Annotated in this window: 14 protein-coding genes; all 14 read left to right on the top strand. The window is 67.1% G+C overall.

Annotated features, from left to right (window positions below; translation table 11 throughout):
- Positions 1 to 2 precede the first annotated feature (2 nt).
- The 14 genes from rlmN (at position 3) to K307_RS39310 (ending at position 16,423) form a co-directional block, all read left to right on the top strand.
- Positions 3 to 1,157, top strand: coding sequence for a 23S rRNA (adenine(2503)-C(2))-methyltransferase RlmN (rlmN, locus tag K307_RS39375; RefSeq protein WP_042886466.1), 1,155 nt, complete (start codon positions 3 to 5; stop codon positions 1,155 to 1,157).
- Positions 1,154 to 1,933 carry a type IV pilus biogenesis/stability protein PilW gene (gene pilW / locus K307_RS39370; protein WP_042886465.1) on the top strand — a complete coding sequence of 260 codons (780 nt, stop codon included), beginning with the start codon at positions 1,154 to 1,156 and terminating at the stop codon, positions 1,931 to 1,933. Before rlmN ends, pilW begins: the two co-directional genes overlap by 4 nt.
- Positions 1,926 to 2,930 (top strand): RodZ domain-containing protein, encoded by a 1,005-nt coding sequence (locus tag K307_RS39365; protein WP_042886464.1) that lies wholly within the window; start codon positions 1,926 to 1,928, stop codon positions 2,928 to 2,930. Before pilW ends, K307_RS39365 begins: the two co-directional genes overlap by 8 nt.
- Before the next feature lie 50 nt (positions 2,931 to 2,980).
- Positions 2,981 to 4,273 carry a flavodoxin-dependent (E)-4-hydroxy-3-methylbut-2-enyl-diphosphate synthase gene (gene ispG, locus K307_RS39360; RefSeq protein ID WP_042886463.1) on the top strand — a complete coding sequence of 431 codons (1,293 nt, stop codon included), beginning with the start codon at positions 2,981 to 2,983 and terminating at the stop codon, positions 4,271 to 4,273.
- Between the two features lie 39 nt (positions 4,274 to 4,312).
- Positions 4,313 to 5,707 (top strand): histidine--tRNA ligase, encoded by a 1,395-nt coding sequence (gene hisS, locus K307_RS39355; RefSeq protein WP_042886462.1) that lies wholly within the window; start codon positions 4,313 to 4,315, stop codon positions 5,705 to 5,707.
- A 69-nt stretch (positions 5,708 to 5,776) separates the two neighbouring features.
- Positions 5,777 to 6,409: a YfgM family protein gene (locus tag K307_RS39350; protein WP_042886461.1), complete on the top strand. Its 633-nt coding sequence runs from the start codon at positions 5,777 to 5,779 to the stop codon at positions 6,407 to 6,409.
- Between the two features lie 68 nt (positions 6,410 to 6,477).
- Positions 6,478 to 7,653: an outer membrane protein assembly factor BamB gene (gene bamB, locus K307_RS39345; protein WP_042886460.1), complete on the top strand. Its 1,176-nt coding sequence runs from the start codon at positions 6,478 to 6,480 to the stop codon at positions 7,651 to 7,653.
- Between the two features lie 226 nt (positions 7,654 to 7,879).
- Complete coding sequence (gene der / locus K307_RS39340; RefSeq protein WP_042886459.1) at positions 7,880 to 9,223, top strand: ribosome biogenesis GTPase Der; 1,344 nt, start codon at positions 7,880 to 7,882, stop codon at positions 9,221 to 9,223.
- 210 nt (positions 9,224 to 9,433) lie between these two features.
- Positions 9,434 to 9,673 carry an RNA chaperone Hfq gene (gene hfq, locus K307_RS39335; RefSeq protein WP_012353158.1) on the top strand — a complete coding sequence of 80 codons (240 nt, stop codon included), beginning with the start codon at positions 9,434 to 9,436 and terminating at the stop codon, positions 9,671 to 9,673.
- Positions 9,674 to 9,943: 270 nt separating this feature from the next.
- Positions 9,944 to 11,251, top strand: coding sequence for a GTPase HflX (hflX, locus tag K307_RS39330; protein ID WP_051975394.1), 1,308 nt, complete (start codon positions 9,944 to 9,946; stop codon positions 11,249 to 11,251).
- Positions 11,252 to 11,355: 104 nt separating this feature from the next.
- Positions 11,356 to 12,708, top strand: coding sequence for an FtsH protease activity modulator HflK (gene hflK / locus K307_RS39325; RefSeq protein WP_042886458.1), 1,353 nt, complete (start codon positions 11,356 to 11,358; stop codon positions 12,706 to 12,708).
- Between the two features lie 10 nt (positions 12,709 to 12,718).
- The gene (hflC, locus tag K307_RS39320) at positions 12,719 to 13,627 is read left to right on the top strand and encodes a protease modulator HflC (protein WP_042886457.1); all 909 of its coding nucleotides are present in this window, start codon (positions 12,719 to 12,721) and stop codon (positions 13,625 to 13,627) included.
- A gap of 218 nt (positions 13,628 to 13,845) precedes the next feature.
- Positions 13,846 to 14,997 carry an ATP phosphoribosyltransferase regulatory subunit gene (locus K307_RS39315; RefSeq protein WP_042888026.1) on the top strand — a complete coding sequence of 384 codons (1,152 nt, stop codon included), beginning with the start codon at positions 13,846 to 13,848 and terminating at the stop codon, positions 14,995 to 14,997.
- 85 nt (positions 14,998 to 15,082) lie between these two features.
- Positions 15,083 to 16,423: an adenylosuccinate synthase gene (locus K307_RS39310; RefSeq protein ID WP_042886456.1), complete on the top strand. Its 1,341-nt coding sequence runs from the start codon at positions 15,083 to 15,085 to the stop codon at positions 16,421 to 16,423.
- Positions 16,424 to 16,435 lie beyond the last annotated feature (12 nt).

Here is a 16,435-nt window from a genome sequence, read left to right as displayed (position 1 = left end):
TCATGAACGATCTCGTCAACCTGCTCGACCTCGACGCGGACGCGCTCACCGCTTATTGCGGCGAGCTCGGCGAGAAGCCGTTCCGTGCGCGGCAACTGCAACGCTGGATCCACCACTACGGTGCCAGCCGCTTCGACGCCATGTCGGATCTCGCCAAGTCGCTGCGCGAAAAGCTCGCGACGCGGGCCGAGATCCGCGCGCCTGCCGTCATCACCGACAACCTGTCGGCCGACGGCACGCGCAAGTGGCTGCTCGACGTGGGCCAGGGCAACGCGGTGGAAACGGTCTACATCCCCGAGGAAACGCGCGGCACGCTGTGCGTTTCCTCGCAGGCTGGCTGTGCCGTCAACTGCCGGTTCTGCTCGACCGGCAAGCAGGGCTTCTCGCGCAACCTCAGCACCGGTGAGATCATCGGCCAGCTGTGGATGGCCGAGTTCGCCATGCGCGAGCAGCTGGGCCGCGGACCCAAGGATGACCGCGTCATCTCCAACGTGGTGATGATGGGCATGGGCGAGCCGCTGCTGAACTACGATGCCGTCGTGCCGGCCATGCGCCTGATGCTCGACGACAACGCCTACGGCCTGTCGCGCCGTCGTGTGACGCTGTCCACCTCCGGCGTGGTGCCGATGATGGACCGGCTGTCCCAGGATCTGCCGGTGGCCCTCGCCGTGTCGCTGCACGCGTCCAACGACGCCCTGCGCGACGTGCTGGTGCCGCTGAACAAGAAGTACCCGCTGGCCGAACTGATGGCGGCATGCGGCCGCTACCTGGAATTCGCGCCGCGCGATTTCATTACTTTCGAATACTGCATGCTGGATGGCGTCAACGACGGCGTCGAGCATGCACGGGAACTGCTGAAGCTTGTGGCCGACGTGCCGTGCAAGTTCAACCTGATCCCGTTCAATCCCTTCCCGGAATCGGGCCTGAAGCGCTCCAACAACGAACAGATCCGGCGCTTCGCGCAGGTGCTGATGGACGCGGGGATCGTGACCACCATCCGCAAGACCCGCGGCGACGATATCGACGCTGCCTGCGGCCAGCTGGCCGGGGAAGTGAAGGACCGCACCCGCCTGGCCGAGCGCGGCAAGTTCGGCAAGATCACGCCACTGGTGCCGGTCACTGCCGCCGGCCAGTCTCGGGAGGCTCGCCCTGCATGATCCGTCTGATCGCTGCGGCCCTGTTCGGGCTGCTGATGTTGTCCGGCTGCCAGCTGCCGCATACGCCGGCGCAGGATCTGCAGACCGCTTCCGACCAGACCGATGCAAGGCGCCGCGCCGGCATCCGGCTGCAGCTGGCCACCAACTATCTCGAGGCCGGTCAGAACGCGGTCGCGCTTGACGAGATCAAGCAGGCCATCGCCGTCGATCCGTCGTTGGCCGATGCCTACCATGTGCGCGCGCTGGTCTACATGAACATGAACGAACGCGCGCTCGCCGACGACAGCTTCCGCACCGCGGTGTCGATGCGCGGCAACGACGGTGACCTGCTTAACAACTACGGCTGGTTCCTGTGCCAGGAAGGCCGTTATGCCGAGGCCGTGCCGATGCTGCAGCGCGCCGCGTCGGCGCCGTCCGCCGGCGGCCCGGGCAAGCCGATGATCAGCCTGGGCGCGTGCGAGCTGCGCCGCGGCAACAGCGCCGAAGCGGAAAAGAACCTGAAGGCCGCGCTCGGCTACGACCGCAACAACCCGGTGGCCAACACCAACCTCGCGCTGGTCTATTACCGGCGCGGCGACTTCGCGCAGGCGCGGCAGTATGCGCAGCGCGTCAACAGCAGCCAGTTTGTCAGTGCGCAATCCCTCTGGCTGGGAGCGCGCATTGCCCACCGTCAGGGCGACAGCCGCACGCAGGATGCGCTGGGGGCGCAACTGCGCAGCCGTTTCCCCGATTCGCGTGAGTTGACCGCCTACGAACAAGGAGCATGGGATGAGTGAGCACGACCGCGCCGCAGGCCAGGCCGTACCGACGCAACACGTCGGCGGGGGCGCGCACGAAGGAGACCGCGAAGCCGCCGCGCGCGAGATCGGCGCGGCACTGGCGCGCGAGCGCGAGGCGCAGCGGATGTCGGTGGAAGACGTCAGCGCGCGCCTGAAGGTGGCGGCGACCAAGCTGCGCGCGATCGAAGCCGGCGATCTCCAGGCGGTGCCCGACGTGACCTTCGCCAAGGGCGTGATGCGTGCCTATGCGCGCATGCTGCATGTCGATATCGACCCGCTGCTGGCGCGCTTCCAGCCGCGCCCGGTGGTGCAGGTGGCGGAAATCGCACGCCAGCGCGAGGGCGGCATCAACGCGGCCTTCGACGACCGCAACCGATTCCGCTCCGGCGGCACGGGCGGGCGCTGGATCTGGCTGGCGCTGGTGGCGGTGGGGCTGGCCGCGGGCGGCTGGTTCGGGCTGGACCATATCCGCCACTGGATCGAAACGCGCAGCGCCGCGGCCGAGACCCCGGCGGCGGAAGAACATGCAGCCGCGCCGGGCACGGAGCCCGGCACGGTCACGGCGGCGCTGCCGCCGGTGATGGCCGGGGCCGATTCGCCGGCGCCGTCCGCCGAGACAGTGCCCGCCAGCGCCGTGGCGGCGCCGGTCCAGGCGGCTCCTGCTGCAACGGCATCGGCGGCCATTGCGTCGCCTGCCGCTGCGCCGGCCCCCGTGGCGCCGGTAGCGGCGGCGGCACCGGCGGCCGCAGCAGGCGCGGGCGAACTGCAGATCCGCTTTGCTGCCGACACCTGGTATGAGATCCGGGACAAGAACGGCAAGGTGGTGCTGGGCGGTAACGCCAAGGCCGGCCAGTCCGTGGCCGGCGGCGGTACGCCCCCGTACAAGGTGGTGATCGGCAACGTCAAGGGCATCGAGTCGATGACCCGCAATGGCGAGCCGGTCGACCTGAAGGCAGCCAACCGCAACAACGTGGCGCGCCTCACGCTGCCCTGACGCGGGCGCGCAAGGTGCGGCGAGGTGCGTCTTTGCAAAGTGGTAACGCTATGAACCAACAGCTCTGTCTTCCTGTCCTGCCCGGTCCGCTGCCGCGCCGCCAGACGCGCCAGGCGCGCGTCGCGTGGGGCGATAACGTGGTGACCATCGGCGGCGGCACACCGGTACGCGTGCAGTCGATGACCAACACGGATACGGTCGATGCCATCGGCACGGCGATCCAGGTCAAGGAACTGGCGCGCGCGGGTTCGGAAATCGTGCGCATCACGGTGAACACGCCCGAGGCGGCCGCCGCGGTGCCGTCGATCCGCGAGCAGCTCGACCGCATGGGCGTGGATGTGCCGCTGGTGGGCGACTTCCACTACAACGGCCACAAGCTGCTGCAGGACTTTCCGGCCTGCGCCGAGGCGTTGTCGAAGTACCGCATCAACCCCGGCAACGTGGGCCAGGGCGCCAAGCGCGACACGCAGTTCGCGCAGATGATCGAGATGGCGTGCCGCTACAACAAGCCGGTGCGCATCGGCGTGAACTGGGGCAGCCTGGACCAGGACCTGCTGGCGCGCATCATGGACGAGAACGCGGGGCGCGCCGAGCCGTGGCCGGCGCAGAGCGTGATGATCGAGGCGCTGATCACCTCGGCCATCGATTCGGCAAAGAAGGCCGAGGAGATCGGCCTGCCGGGCGACCAGATCATCCTGTCGTGCAAGGTGTCGCAGGTGCAGGAGCTGGTCGCGGTGTACCGCGAACTGGCGCGGCGCTGCGACTACGCGCTGCACCTGGGCCTGACCGAGGCCGGTATGGGCAGCAAGGGCATCGTGGCCTCGACCGCGGCGCTGTCGGTGCTGCTGCAGGAAGGCATCGGCGACACCATCCGCATCTCGCTGACGCCGGAACCCGGCGCGCCGCGCGAGAAGGAAGTGTACGTGGGGCAGGAGATCCTGCAGACCATGGGCCTGCGCAACTTCACCCCGATGGTGATTGCATGCCCGGGCTGCGGCCGCACCACCAGCACGGTATTCCAGGAGCTGGCGGCCAGCATACAGGCCTACCTGCGCGAGCAGATGCCGCAATGGAAGACCGCCTATCCGGGCGTCGAGGAAATGGACGTGGCCGTGATGGGCTGCATCGTCAACGGCCCGGGTGAGAGCAAGCACGCCAATATCGGCATCTCGCTGCCGGGTTCGGGCGAATCGCCGGCGGCGCCGGTGTTCGTCGACGGCGTCAAGGTGAAGACGCTGCGCGGCGAGCGTATTGCCGAGGAATTCCAGGCGATCGTAGACGAATACGTTCGCACGCATTACGGCCCGGGCGCTGCGCGGGCCGACAAAGAAGTGGCAGCCTGAGCCGGACCGGCCGGGTGCCAGAAGCCTGACAAGAACAGAATGACGCAATCCGAGAACGTGGCCGCCGCAGGCGGTGAGAAGACCGAACTGAAGGCCGAGCAGAAGGCCGGGGAGAAAGCGCGCCCCGCCAAGGCCCTGCAGGGCGTGAAGGGCATGAACGACATGCTGCCGGCGGACGCGCCGCTGTGGGAGCATTTCGAGAATGCCGCGCGCGCCATGCTGCGTGCCTACGGCTACCAGCAGATCCGCACGCCGATCGTCGAGCACACGCAGCTGTTCGTGCGCGGCATCGGCGAGGTCACCGACATCGTCGAGAAGGAGATGTATTCCTTCACCGATTCGCTCAACGGCGAGCAGCTCACGCTGCGCCCGGAAGGCACCGCCGCGGCCGTGCGCGCCACCATCGAGCACAACCTGCTGTACGACGGCCCCAAGCGCCTGTGGTACACCGGCCCGATGTTCCGCCACGAGCGCCCGCAGCGCGGCCGCTACCGCCAGTTCCACCAGCTCGGCGCCGAGGCGCTGGGCTTTGCCGGCCCTGACGTGGACGCCGAGATCATCCTGATGTGCCAGCGCCTGTGGGATGACCTGGGCCTGACCGGCGTGCGCCTGGAGATCAATTCGCTGGGGCAGGCCGATGAGCGCGCCGCCCACCGCGAGCAGCTGATCAAGTACCTGGAAGGGTTCCGGGACATCTTGGATGACGACAGCAAGCGCCGCCTGTACACCAACCCGCTGCGCGTGCTGGACACCAAGAACCCGGCGCTGCAGGAAATGGCGGCCAACGCGCCCAAGCTGATCGATTTCCTGGGCGAAGAGTCGCTGGCGCACTTCGAGGGCGTGCAGCGCCTGCTCAAGGCCAACAACATTCCGTTCAAGATCAACCCGCGCCTGGTGCGCGGCCTGGACTACTACAACCTGACGGTGTTCGAGTGGATCACCGACAAGCTGGGCGCGCAGGGCACCATCGCCGGCGGCGGGCGCTATGACCCGCTGATCGCGCAGATGGGCGGCAAGTCCGCGCCGGCATGCGGCTGGGCCATGGGCATCGAGCGCATCATCGAGCTGATCCGCGAAGAGGGCGTGGTGCCCGAGGCGGTGGGCTGCGACGTCTACCTGGTGCACCAGGGCGAGGCCGCCGCGCAGCAGGCGATGATCGCCGCGGAACGCCTGCGCGACGCCGGCCTGGACGTGGTGCTGCACGCCAGCGCCGACGGCAAGGGCGGCAGCTTCAAGTCGCAGATGAAGCGCGCCGACACAAGTGGCGCGGCCTATGCCGTTATCATTGGCGAGGACGAAGTTGCCGCCGGCGTGATCCAGGTCAAGGAACTTCGCCAGCGCGAGCAGGCCGAAGGCGGTGGGCAACAGGCCACCGTGCCGGCCGAGCAACTGGTCGATTACCTGATCGACGCCATGGTCGGCGCCAGCGAATAAATCGCGCGCTGGCCAGCCGGAAAACCCCAGTACACGAGTACCCAACCCAACGCAGGTGATTGCCTCGACATGGCTTACGATCTAGAAGAACAGGAACAGCTTGAGAATCTGAAGGCCTGGTGGCGCCAGTACGGCAATGCGCTGACCTGGGTGCTGATCGTCGCGCTGCTGGCGTTCGCCGGCTGGAACGGCTGGAAGTACTGGGAGCGCAGGCAGGCCGGCGAGGCCGCGGTGCTGTACGAGCAGGTGCTCAAGGCCGCCGAGGCGCGCGACATCGAGCGCATCAAGCGCGCCGCGACGGACCTGGAAGACAAGTACGGCCGCACCGCCTATGGCCAGATGAGCGCGCTGGTCGCAAGCCGCGTGCTGTATGACGCGGGCGACCTGGCCGCGGCCAAGAGCCAGCTGCAATGGGCTATCGACCACGGCGACGAAGCATACTCGCACCTGGCGCGCGTGCGCCTGGCCGGCGTGCTGCTGGACGAGAAGGCCTACGACAAGGGCCTGGCGCTGCTCAAGGATGAACCGCCGGCAGCGTTCGTGGCGCTGTATGCCGACCGCCGCGGCGACCTGCTCGCCGCCCAGGACAAGCGCGACGATGCGCGCGTGGCCTACCGCAAGGCGCTCGACAAGCTGGGCGAGGCCGAGCCGGCGATGCGCCAGATCATTCAGTTCAAGCTCGATGCGCTGGGCACGGCCTGAGCGGGCCGCCCTCGACTTGAGCCAATCACCGTAAAACCAGCGGACCGTAAAACCAGGATCGAAACCTTATGACGTCAGTGCTTTCCCGTGCCGTACATCGCCAGCCTGCCCGCACCATGGCCCGCGCGCTGGTGGCTGCCGCCTGCCTGGCCGCGCTGGGCGGCTGCGCGCTGTTCAGCAAGGAAAACAAGCACCCGCCCGCCCAACTCAAGCCGGTGTCGGGCACGCTGACGGTGCGCCAGGCGTGGAAGGCCGATGTGGGCAAGAGCGGCCCGTATTCGATGCAGCCGGCCGCGGCGGGCAACAACGTCTACGTGTCGTCCAACAACGGCAACGTGATGGCGCTGGAAGGTGCCTCCGGCCGCGTGCTGTGGAAGGCCAAGACTGACCTGGACCTGACCTCGGGCCCGGGCAGCGACGGCTCCGTGACCGCAGTCGCGGGCGAGAAGGGCGCGGTCTACGCCTTCGACGCCAGCGGCAAGCAAGTCTGGAAGAAGCAGGTCAATGGCGAGGTGCTGTCGGCGCCGCTGGTCGGCAACGGCCTGGTGGTGGTGCGCACCACCGACACGCGCGTGTTCGGCCTGGATGCCGAGACCGGCGAGCGCCGCTGGATCTACCAGCGCTCGCAGACGCCGCTGAACCTGCGCGCGGCGATGGGCATGGTGTTCGCCGGCGACGGCATCGTGATGGGGTTCCCCGGCGGCAAGCTGGGCGTGCTGACGCCGGGCAACGGCGTGCTGCGCTGGGAAAGCACGATTTCGTACCCGAAGGGCGTTTCGGAGATCGAGCGCCTGAACGACGTCACCGGCCAGCCGATGGTGAATGGTCGCCAGGTCTGCGCCACCACCTTCCAGGGCCGCGTCGCCTGCCTGGAGCTGTCCAGCGGCCAGCCGCAGTGGGGCAAGGATTTCTCGTCGCCGAGCGGTCCCGCGCAGGATGACACTGCACTTTACGCCAGCGACGAACAGTCGGTGGTGCATGCTTTCGACCGCCAGAATGGCAACGAACGCTGGAAGAACGATGAGCTGCGCAACCGCCGTCTGGGCGCGCCGCTGGCGCTGGGCCGCTCGTTGGTGATGGGCGACTTTGAAGGCTATGTTCACTTCCTGTCGCGCGAAGACGGCCAAGTCATCGCGCGCATGAAGACCGATGGCAGCGCCATCACCGCCGCGCCGGTCGTGGCGGGCCAGACCCTGGTGATCCAGACCCGCGACGGCGACGTCTACGGGTACCAGCCTGGCTGACAGGCATCCAATGCGCGCTGCCGTACACCTGTCGGTACGGTCGGCGCCGAATCCGGTAGCATGATCCTTGGTCGTGCGGCAAATTGCGCAGCGGGTCTCGTGACCGGCGGCGCGCGCGACAGGACAAGCGGCAGTCCGCGCCGGTAAGGCGCGGACTGCCGTCGGATCCATTGACTCCGGAGCTACCGGGGGGCGGCATGTGCCGGCCCCCGTTTCCGTTTATTGCATGAAACCAGTTATCGCACTAGTCGGCCGCCCCAATGTAGGGAAGTCGACGCTATTCAACCGCATGACCCGCTCGCGCGACGCCCTCGTCGCCGACCTGCCGGGCCTGACGCGCGACCGCCATTACGGCGAAGGGCGCATCGGCGAGCGGCCGTTCATCGCCATCGATACCGGCGGCTTCGAGCCGGTGGTCAAGGAAGGCATCGTCGCCGAGATGGCCAAGCAGACCAAACAGGCGGTGGTCGAGGCCGACGTGGTGATCTTCATCGTCGACGGCCGCCTGGGCCTGGCGCCGCAGGACCGCGCCATCGCCGACTACCTGCGCAAGACCGGCCGGCGCATCATGCTGGCGGTGAACAAGGCCGAGGGCATGAAGTACACCTCGGTGGCGGCCGACTTCTACGAGCTTGGCATGGGCGATCCGTACGCGATCTCCGCTGCCCATGGCGACGGCGTGAGCGAGCTCGTCGATGAAGCGCTGGAGCTGGCGGTCCAGGAGCGGCCCGAGCTGGCCGAGGAAGTGCCCGATGGCGGCAAGGGCGTCAAGATCGCCATCGTCGGACGCCCGAATGTGGGGAAATCCACGCTGGTCAACACGCTGATCGGTGAAGAGCGCGTGATCGCGTTCGACATGCCCGGCACCACGCGCGACGCCATCTATGTGGAGTTCGAGCGCGGCGGCAAGCCCTATACGCTGATCGATACTGCGGGCCTGCGCCGGCGCGGTAAGGTGTTCGAGGCGATTGAAAAATTTTCAGTGGTCAAGACGCTGCAGTCGATCGCCGACGCCAATGTCGTGATCCTGCTGCTCGATGCGCAACAAGACATTTCTGACCAGGACGCGCATATCGCCGGGTTTATCGTCGAGTCCGGGCGTGCACTGGTGGTCGGCGTCAACAAGTGGGACGGGCTCGACGGCCATACCCGCGACCGCATCAAGCACGACCTGGAGCGCAAGCTGCAGTTTCTGAATTTTGCGAATTTCCATTTTGTGTCGGCGCGCGAGCGCACCGGCATCGGCGCGCTGCTGCGCTCGGTCGACGATGCGTACGCCGCGGCGATGGTCAAGCTGCCGACGCCGCAGCTGACGCGCGTGCTGCAGGAAGCCGTCGAATTCCAGCAGCCCAAGCGCGTCGGCGCATCGCGGCCCAAGCTGCGTTACGCGCACCAGGGTGGCTCGAATCCCCCCATTATCGTGGTCCACGGCAATGCGCTGTCAGGCGTTGCCGAAACCTACCGGCGCTACCTGGAAAACCGTTTCCGTGCGGCCTTCAAGCTCAAGGGCACACCCCTTCGCATCGAATTTCGCACGAACAAAAATCCGTATGCGGACTCGAAGGATTGAGTCCGGAATCGGATCCTTTGCGGGGCAAGTTTTCGTTTGCGTTCGTTTGGAACTGCGGCTAAATTCACGGTAGCAGGGGGTTCCCTGTGCATTGACGCCGACTTGGTACCGTTTTGATCTTTTTTCTGGCGCGTTTTTGCGCTGACTGACTTGAACCGGGGGCTTCCGTCCCCATCATCCATCACTAAACCTATAAATTTGGAGTGTGCCATGAGCAACAAAGGGCAACTGCTACAAGACCCGTTCCTGAATGCGCTGCGCAAAGAGCACGTACCGGTGTCCATCTACCTCGTCAATGGCATCAAGCTGCAAGGCAATATCGAATCGTTCGACCAGTACGTCGTCCTGCTGCGCAACACTGTGACGCAGATGGTCTACAAGCATGCGATTTCCACCGTCGTTCCGGCGCGCGCGGTCAATTTCCGCGTGGATGACTCTGCCGAGGCCTGAACTGCCTCGCGGCCGCCACAGCGTGCGGCCGCCGACTGACGGCATCGACCGGGCGCCACGCGGCGCCGTTTCGATGCCCGGCACCGGGTTGCCCTTGCGCCCGGTGCATCGCGGCCCGGCGGCCGCGCACTCAGCCGCCGCCGCTGCCGCAACCTCCGGCATCACCTTGCGCCTCGCGCGTTGGCCTGACCTGGCAGGGGCCAGGGCAGTGCCGGACCTCCGCAAGACATTCCCCTGAACCCGTATTCCCCAGCGCCTTCGCGCCCTCCCTTGGATCCCAGAGCCACTTCCAACACCGCACCCTCGCGCGCCATTCTCGTCGGCGTCGATTTCGGCAAGCATGACTTTCAGGAAAGCCTCAGCGAACTCGCGCTGCTGACCTCCACAGCCGGCTCGTTGCCGGTGCACACGCTGACGGGCCGCCGTTCGCGGCCCGACCCGGCGCTGTTCATCGGCTCGGGCAAGGCCGAAGAACTGAGGGAGGCCGCCGACGCGCTCGACGCCGACGTGGTCGTGTTCAACCACGCCCTGAGCCCGGCGCAGCAGCGCAACCTGGAGCGCTTCCTGAACCGCCACGTGATCGACCGTACCGGCCTGATCCTGGATATCTTCGGGCAGCGCGCGCAGAGCCATGTGGGCAAGGTGCAGGTGGAACTGGCGCAGGTGCAGTACCGCGCCTCGCGGCTGGTCCGCGCCTGGAGCCACCTGGAGCGGCAGAAGGGCGGTATCGGTATGCGCGGCGGCCCGGGTGAGCGCCAGCTCGAGCTGGACCGCCGCATGCTGGACGAGCGCGCCAAGCGCCTCAAGTCCGATCTGTCGCGGCTGCAGCGCCAGCACAGCACGCAGCGGCGTGCCCGCGCGCGCAACGACACGCTCAGCATCTCGCTGGTGGGCTATACCAACGCGGGCAAGTCGACGCTGTTCAACGCGCTGACCAAGGCGCGCGCCTATGCGGCGGACCAGCTGTTTGCCACGCTAGACACCACCTCGCGCCGGCTGTTCCTGGACGGGCTGGGCAACGTGGTGCTGTCCGACACGGTCGGCTTTATCCGCGACCTGCCCACGCAGCTGGTGGCGGCGTTCCGCGCCACGCTGGAAGAAACCGTGCACGCCGACCTGCTGCTGCATGTGGTGGACGCATCGAGCCCGGTGCGCCACGAACAGATTGAGCAGGTCAACCGCGTGCTGGCGGAAATCGATGCCTCGGATATCCCGCAGATCGTGGTGATGAACAAGATCGATGCGGCGCCCGAGCTGATGGATCAGGGCCCGCGCATCGAGCGCGACGAGGACGGTATTCCCACCCGCGTCTTTCTCAGCGCGCGCGAAGGCATCGGCCTCGATGCGCTGCGTGAGTCCTTGGTGGAGGTGGCGCAATGGCTGGCGAGCCGGCCATCTGAGCCGCCGCCTTACGATCTCCGACTAGCCGACGTCCCGCTGTATGGCGATGCGGACCAAGGCGAGGAGGGCGAGGAGGGCGAGGAGGGCGTCGGGTACGATGACGATGACCAGAGCGGCCATGCCGGCGAGAGCGGCGATGGCAGCGAAGCAGGCGCGGGGGAATCGCGCAGGCCCTGACCGTTTTCCGTCCATTGGCGCTGCGATTGCGCGAATTGGCGAAATGTGGCGCAGATGACTGCTAGAATCCCCCTGTTACAAACTTCCCCGGACCCGTGCACTTCATGCCCCAGTTTCCCCGGAATGCCGACTCGAGCCTGACACCAGGCAGCCGCCCCGCGCTGCGCGCGGGCTGGCAGCGCCTGCGCGCCATCTTCTCGCTGAACGATCCGCGCTGGGGTCGGAACGGGGACGACGATGACAAGAAGGATGGCCGCGACGACAACCGTCAGCAGAACCAGCGTCCGCAGCAGGACGGCGGCCCGCCCGACCTTGACGAGTTGTGGCGCGACTTCAACCGCCGCCTGAACGGCCTGCTGGGCCGCAAGGAAAACGGCGGCGGCAACCAGGGCTTCGGCGGCCCGCGCACCCCGGGCAAGAGTTCGAGCGTGGGCGTCGGCGTGATCGTCGCCGCAGTGGTCGGCATCTGGCTCGCCAGCGGCTTCTTCATGGTGCAGGAAGGCCAGACCGCGGTGATCCTGCAGTTCGGCAAGTTCAAGTATTCCGCCGGTCCCGGCATCAACTGGCGCCTGCCCTGGCCCGTCCAGTCGGGCGAGATCGTCAACCTGTCGGCGGTGCGTTCGGTCGAGGTGGGTCGCTCCACGTCGATCAAGGACAGCAACCTGAAGGACTCGTCAATGCTGACGCAGGACGAGAACATTATCGACGTGCGCTTCACCGTGCAGTACGTGATCCAGGATGCCACCGAATTCCTGTTCTTCAACAAGACCGACCGCGGCGGCGACGAGGAACTGGTGACGCAGGCCGCCGAGACTTCGGTGCGCGAGATCGTCGGCCGCAACAAGATGGACGCGGTGCTGTACGAGAGCCGTGAGGAGATCGCGCAGGGGCTGGCCAAGTCGATCCAGGCGATCCTGTCGGCGTACAAGACCGGCATCCGCGTGCTTTCCGTGAACGTGCAGAGCGTGCAGCCGCCCGAGCAGGTTCAGGCCGCGTTCGACGACGTCAACAAGGCCAGCCAGGACCGCGAGCGCGCCATCAGCGAAGGCCAGGCCTACGCCAATGACATCATCCCGCGCGCCAAGGGTGCGGCCGCCCGCCTGAAGGAAGAGTCCGAAGCCTACCGCTCGCGCGTGGTGGCGCAGGCCGAGGGCGATGCCTCACGCTTCCGCTCGGTGCAGACCGAATACGCCAAGGCGCCGCAGGTGACGCGCGACCGCATCTATCTCGAAACCATGCAGCAGATCTACACCAATTCGACCAAGGTGCTGGTGGACGCGCGCCAGGGCAACAATCTCCTCTACCTGCCGCTGGACAAGCTGATGGCGCAGGGCCAGGCGGGCGCGCCGGCAACGCCGGGCCAGCCGGGTGCCGCCACGCCGGCGCCCGCGCCGGACGCCTCGCCGGACACCCGGTCGCGCGAAGCGCTGCGCAACCGCGACCGCGACTCGCGCTGAGGAGACCGTCATGAACCGACTGATTTCCTTCACGATCGGCTTTTTCATCCTGCTGGCCGTGGCCTCGTCCATGCTGTTCGTGGTCGACCAGCGCCAGTACGCCGTCGTGTTCGCCTTCGGCGAGATCAAGCAGGTGGTGCGCGAGCCCGGCCTGCACTTCAAGCTGCCGCCGCCGTTCCAGAACGTGGTGTTCATGGACCGCCGCCTGCAGACCATCGACGGGGCCGCCAGCGAGCGTTTCCTGACCGCCGAGAAGAAGAGCATGGTGGTGGACTGGTTCGTCAAATGGCGGATCACCGATCCGCGCAAGTTCTTTGTCGCCTTCGGCGGCAACGTGCGCGGCGCGCAGGACCGCATGACCCAGCGGATCGACTCCGTGGCGCGCGAGGAGTTCGGCAAGCGCACCGTGGCCGACGTGGTCGCCGGCGAGCGCGAGCAGGTGATGCAGGCCATCCGCAACGCCATGAGCGAATACGCCAAGTCGGTGGGCGTGGAGATCCTGGACGTGCGCCTCAAGCGCGTCGACCTGCTGCCCGCGATCAGCGAATCGGTGTACCGCCGCATGGAAGCCGAGCGCAAGCGCGTGGCCAACGAGCTGCGCTCCACCGGCGCCGCCGAGGGCGAGAAGATCCGCGCCGATGCCGACCGCCAGCGCGAAGTGGTGCTGGCCGAGGCCTACCGCGATGCGCAGGTGATCAAGGGCGAGGGCGATGCCAAGGCTTCGCAGATCTATGCCGACGCGTTCGGCCGCGATCCGCAGTTCGCGCAGTTCTGGCGCAGCATGGAGGCCTACCGCAACACCTTCCGCGACAAGCGCGACGTGCTGGTGCTGGAGCCCAACTCCGACTTCTTCCGCTATATGCGTTCCAGCGGCGGCGCCGCGGCGGGCGCCGCCGGTGGGTCCGGAGCCAAGCGCTAGCGCACTCGCTGGTCCGTGTGGCGAAAAGACGAAACCCCGGCTTGCCGGGGTTTTGTCCGGCTGGGGCCCTCATGGAACCATCGCCGCGGAGTGATGGCGCGGTCGCGCGGAGGGCGCAACGATCGCAACGACCGCGGCAACAATGATCCCGGGCGAGGCCCGGCACCCGAAGGGCGCTGCGCCCGCGGGACAACCGAATGACCGAGAAGAGATTCACCATGTCCAACCATTGGCTGTTGCCAGAAAACATTGCCGACGTGCTGCCGTCGGAAGCGCGCAAGATCGAAGAACTGCGCCGCCGCATGCTGGACCTGTTCCGCACCTACGGCTATGAGCTGGTGATGCCGCCGATGCTGGAATACCTGGAGTCGCTGCTGACCGGCACCGGCCATGACCTGGACTTGCGTACGCTCAAGCTGGTCGACCAGCTCTCGGGCCGCACCATGGGTCTGCGCGCCGATATCACGCCGCAGGTCGCACGCATCGATGCCCACCTGCTGAATCGCCCCGGCGTGACCCGCCTGTGCTACGCCGGCAACGTGCTGCACGCGCGCCCGGCGGGCTTCCATGCCACGCGCGAGCCGATCCAGATCGGCGCCGAGATCTACGGCCATGCCGGCCTCGAGGCCGACGTCGAGATCCAGGAGCTGATGCTGGCGGCGCTGCACGCGGCCGGGCTGTCGGAGATCCGCATCGATCTTTGCCACGCCGGCATCCTGGAAGCACTGCTGGCCGGGCTGCCGTCGATCCGCAAGATCGAGGACGCGCTCTTTGCCGCGCTGGAAACCAAGGATGTGCCGGGGCTGCGCGAGCTGACCGTGGGCCTGCCGCAGACCGAGCGCGATGCGCTGCTGGCGCTGCCGACGCTGTATGGTGGCGTGGACGTGCTGGACCGCGCCCGCGCAACGCTGCCGGCCAGCCCCGCGATCGGCCGCGCGCTGGACGAGCTGGCCGCGCTGGCGATACAGGTGCGCGGCGCCAGCGTCAATATCGATCTGTCGGATTTGCGCGGCTACCACTATCACAGCGGCGTGATGTTCGCGGCCTACGTGGCGGGCCTGCCCAACTATGTGGCGCGCGGCGGGCGTTATGACAAGGTGGGCGAGGCCTTCGGCCGTGCACGGCCTGCGACCGGGTTTTCGCTGGATCTGCGCGAAGTGGCGGCCTTGTCGCCCGTGGAAGTGCGCGCGCAGGCGATTTTCGCGCCCTGGGATGCGGATCCAGCACTGCGTGCCGCCATTTCCACGCTCCGTGCCGCGGGCGAGATCGTGATCCAGTCGCTGCCCGGCCATACCCACGAGCTGGACGAGTTCAACTGCGACCGGCAACTGGTACGCCAGGACGACGGCTGGGCCGTGGTGCCGCGCTGACGCACCGACGCCAGGGCGGCCCAAAAATCGGGAATCGCCCGGCAACAAGAGTAGAATACGTTTTTAACCTATTGACCAAAGCAATATGTCCGCATCCGCAGTAGGCCAGGGACGCAATGTCGTCGTGATCGGCACCCAGTGGGGTGACGAAGGCAAAGGAAAAATCGTCGATTGGCTTACCGACCAGGCAAAGGGCGTGGTGCGGTTCCAGGGCGGCCACAACGCCGGCCACACCCTGATCATCGGCGGCAAGAAGACCATTCTGCGCCTGATCCCCTCGGGCATCATGCGCGACGGCACGATCTGCTACATCGGCAACGGTGTGGTGCTGTCGCCCGAAGCGCTGTTCCGTGAAATCGAAGAACTCGAAGCCGCCGGGCTGCAGGTGCAGAGCCGCCTGCGCATCTCGGAAGCGGCAACGCTGATCCTGCCGTACCACGTCGCCATCGACAAGGCGCGCGAAGCCCGCCGCGGCGCGGCCAAGATCGGCACCACCGGCCGCGGCATCGGCCCGGCCTATGAGGACAAGGTCGCCCGCCGCGCGCTGCGCGTGCAGGACCTGTTCGATCCCAAGCAGTTCGCCGAGCGCCTGCGCGAAAACCTCGATCTCCACAACTTCATGCTGACCCAGTACCTGGGCGCCGAAGCGGTGGACTTCCAGCAGACCCTGGACGATGCGCTGGCCTTCGCGCCGCGCCTTGCGCCGATGGTGGCCGACGTCTCGGCCGAGCTGTACGCGGTCAACGCCGCCGGCGGCAACCTGATGTTCGAAGGCGCGCAAGGCACGCTGCTGGACGTGGATCACGGCACCTATCCGTACGTGACCTCGAGCAACTGCGTGGCCGGTGCGGCCGCCGCGGGCGCTGGCGTCGGTCCGGGCCGCCTGAACTACATCCTGGGCATCACCAAGGCGTATTGCACGCGCGTGGGTTCGGGTCCGTTCCCGAGCGAGCTGTACGACAACGACAACCCCACGCGCCAGGATCCGGTGGGCGTGCGCCTGGCCAACGTCGGCAAGGAATTCGGCTCGGTGACAGGCCGTCCGCGCCGTACCGGCTGGCTCGATGCCGCCGCGCTCAAGCGTTCGGTGCAGATCAACGGCGTATCGGGCCTGTGCATGACCAAGCTGGACGTGCTCGACGGCCTGGAAACCATCAAGCTGTGCGTCGGCTACGCGCTGGACGGCAAGACCGTCGACATCCTGCCGCGCGGCTCGGATGCCGTGGCGCGCTGCGAGCCGGTGTATGAGGAATACCCCGGCTGGAACGAATCGACCTTCGGCGTGAAGGCATGGGACGCGCTGCCTGAGGCGGCCCGCGTCTACCTGAAGCGCGTGGAAGAAGTGGTCGGCATCCCGATCGACATGATCTCGACCGGCCCGGACCGCGACGAGACCATCCTGTTGCGTCACCCTTACAAGGCCTGACCCGGCACTACG

The sequence above is a fragment of the Cupriavidus necator A5-1 genome (assembly GCF_000744095.1).
GTDB lineage: Bacteria > Pseudomonadota > Gammaproteobacteria > Burkholderiales > Burkholderiaceae > Cupriavidus > Cupriavidus necator_A.
This window is presented reverse-complemented; position numbering and strand designations above follow the sequence as displayed.

Bases quoted from the DNA above. Each gene is read 5' to 3' on its own strand.
- rlmN (WP_042886466.1), top strand. From the start codon at position 3: ATGAACGATCTCGTCAACCTGCTCGACCTCGACGCGGACGCGCTCACC.
- pilW (WP_042886465.1), top strand. From the start codon at position 1,154: ATGATCCGTCTGATCGCTGCGGCCCTGTTCGGGCTGCTGATGTTGTCC.
- K307_RS39365 (WP_042886464.1), top strand. From the start codon at position 1,926: ATGAGTGAGCACGACCGCGCCGCAGGCCAGGCCGTACCGACGCAACAC.
- ispG (WP_042886463.1), top strand. From the start codon at position 2,981: ATGAACCAACAGCTCTGTCTTCCTGTCCTGCCCGGTCCGCTGCCGCGC.
- hisS (WP_042886462.1), top strand. From the start codon at position 4,313: ATGACGCAATCCGAGAACGTGGCCGCCGCAGGCGGTGAGAAGACCGAA.
- K307_RS39350 (WP_042886461.1), top strand. From the start codon at position 5,777: ATGGCTTACGATCTAGAAGAACAGGAACAGCTTGAGAATCTGAAGGCC.
- bamB (WP_042886460.1), top strand. From the start codon at position 6,478: ATGACGTCAGTGCTTTCCCGTGCCGTACATCGCCAGCCTGCCCGCACC.
- der (WP_042886459.1), top strand. From the start codon at position 7,880: ATGAAACCAGTTATCGCACTAGTCGGCCGCCCCAATGTAGGGAAGTCG.
- hfq (WP_012353158.1), top strand. From the start codon at position 9,434: ATGAGCAACAAAGGGCAACTGCTACAAGACCCGTTCCTGAATGCGCTG.
- hflK (WP_042886458.1), top strand. From the start codon at position 11,356: ATGCCCCAGTTTCCCCGGAATGCCGACTCGAGCCTGACACCAGGCAGC.
- hflC (WP_042886457.1), top strand. From the start codon at position 12,719: ATGAACCGACTGATTTCCTTCACGATCGGCTTTTTCATCCTGCTGGCC.
- K307_RS39315 (WP_042888026.1), top strand. From the start codon at position 13,846: ATGTCCAACCATTGGCTGTTGCCAGAAAACATTGCCGACGTGCTGCCG.
- K307_RS39310 (WP_042886456.1), top strand. From the start codon at position 15,083: ATGTCCGCATCCGCAGTAGGCCAGGGACGCAATGTCGTCGTGATCGGC.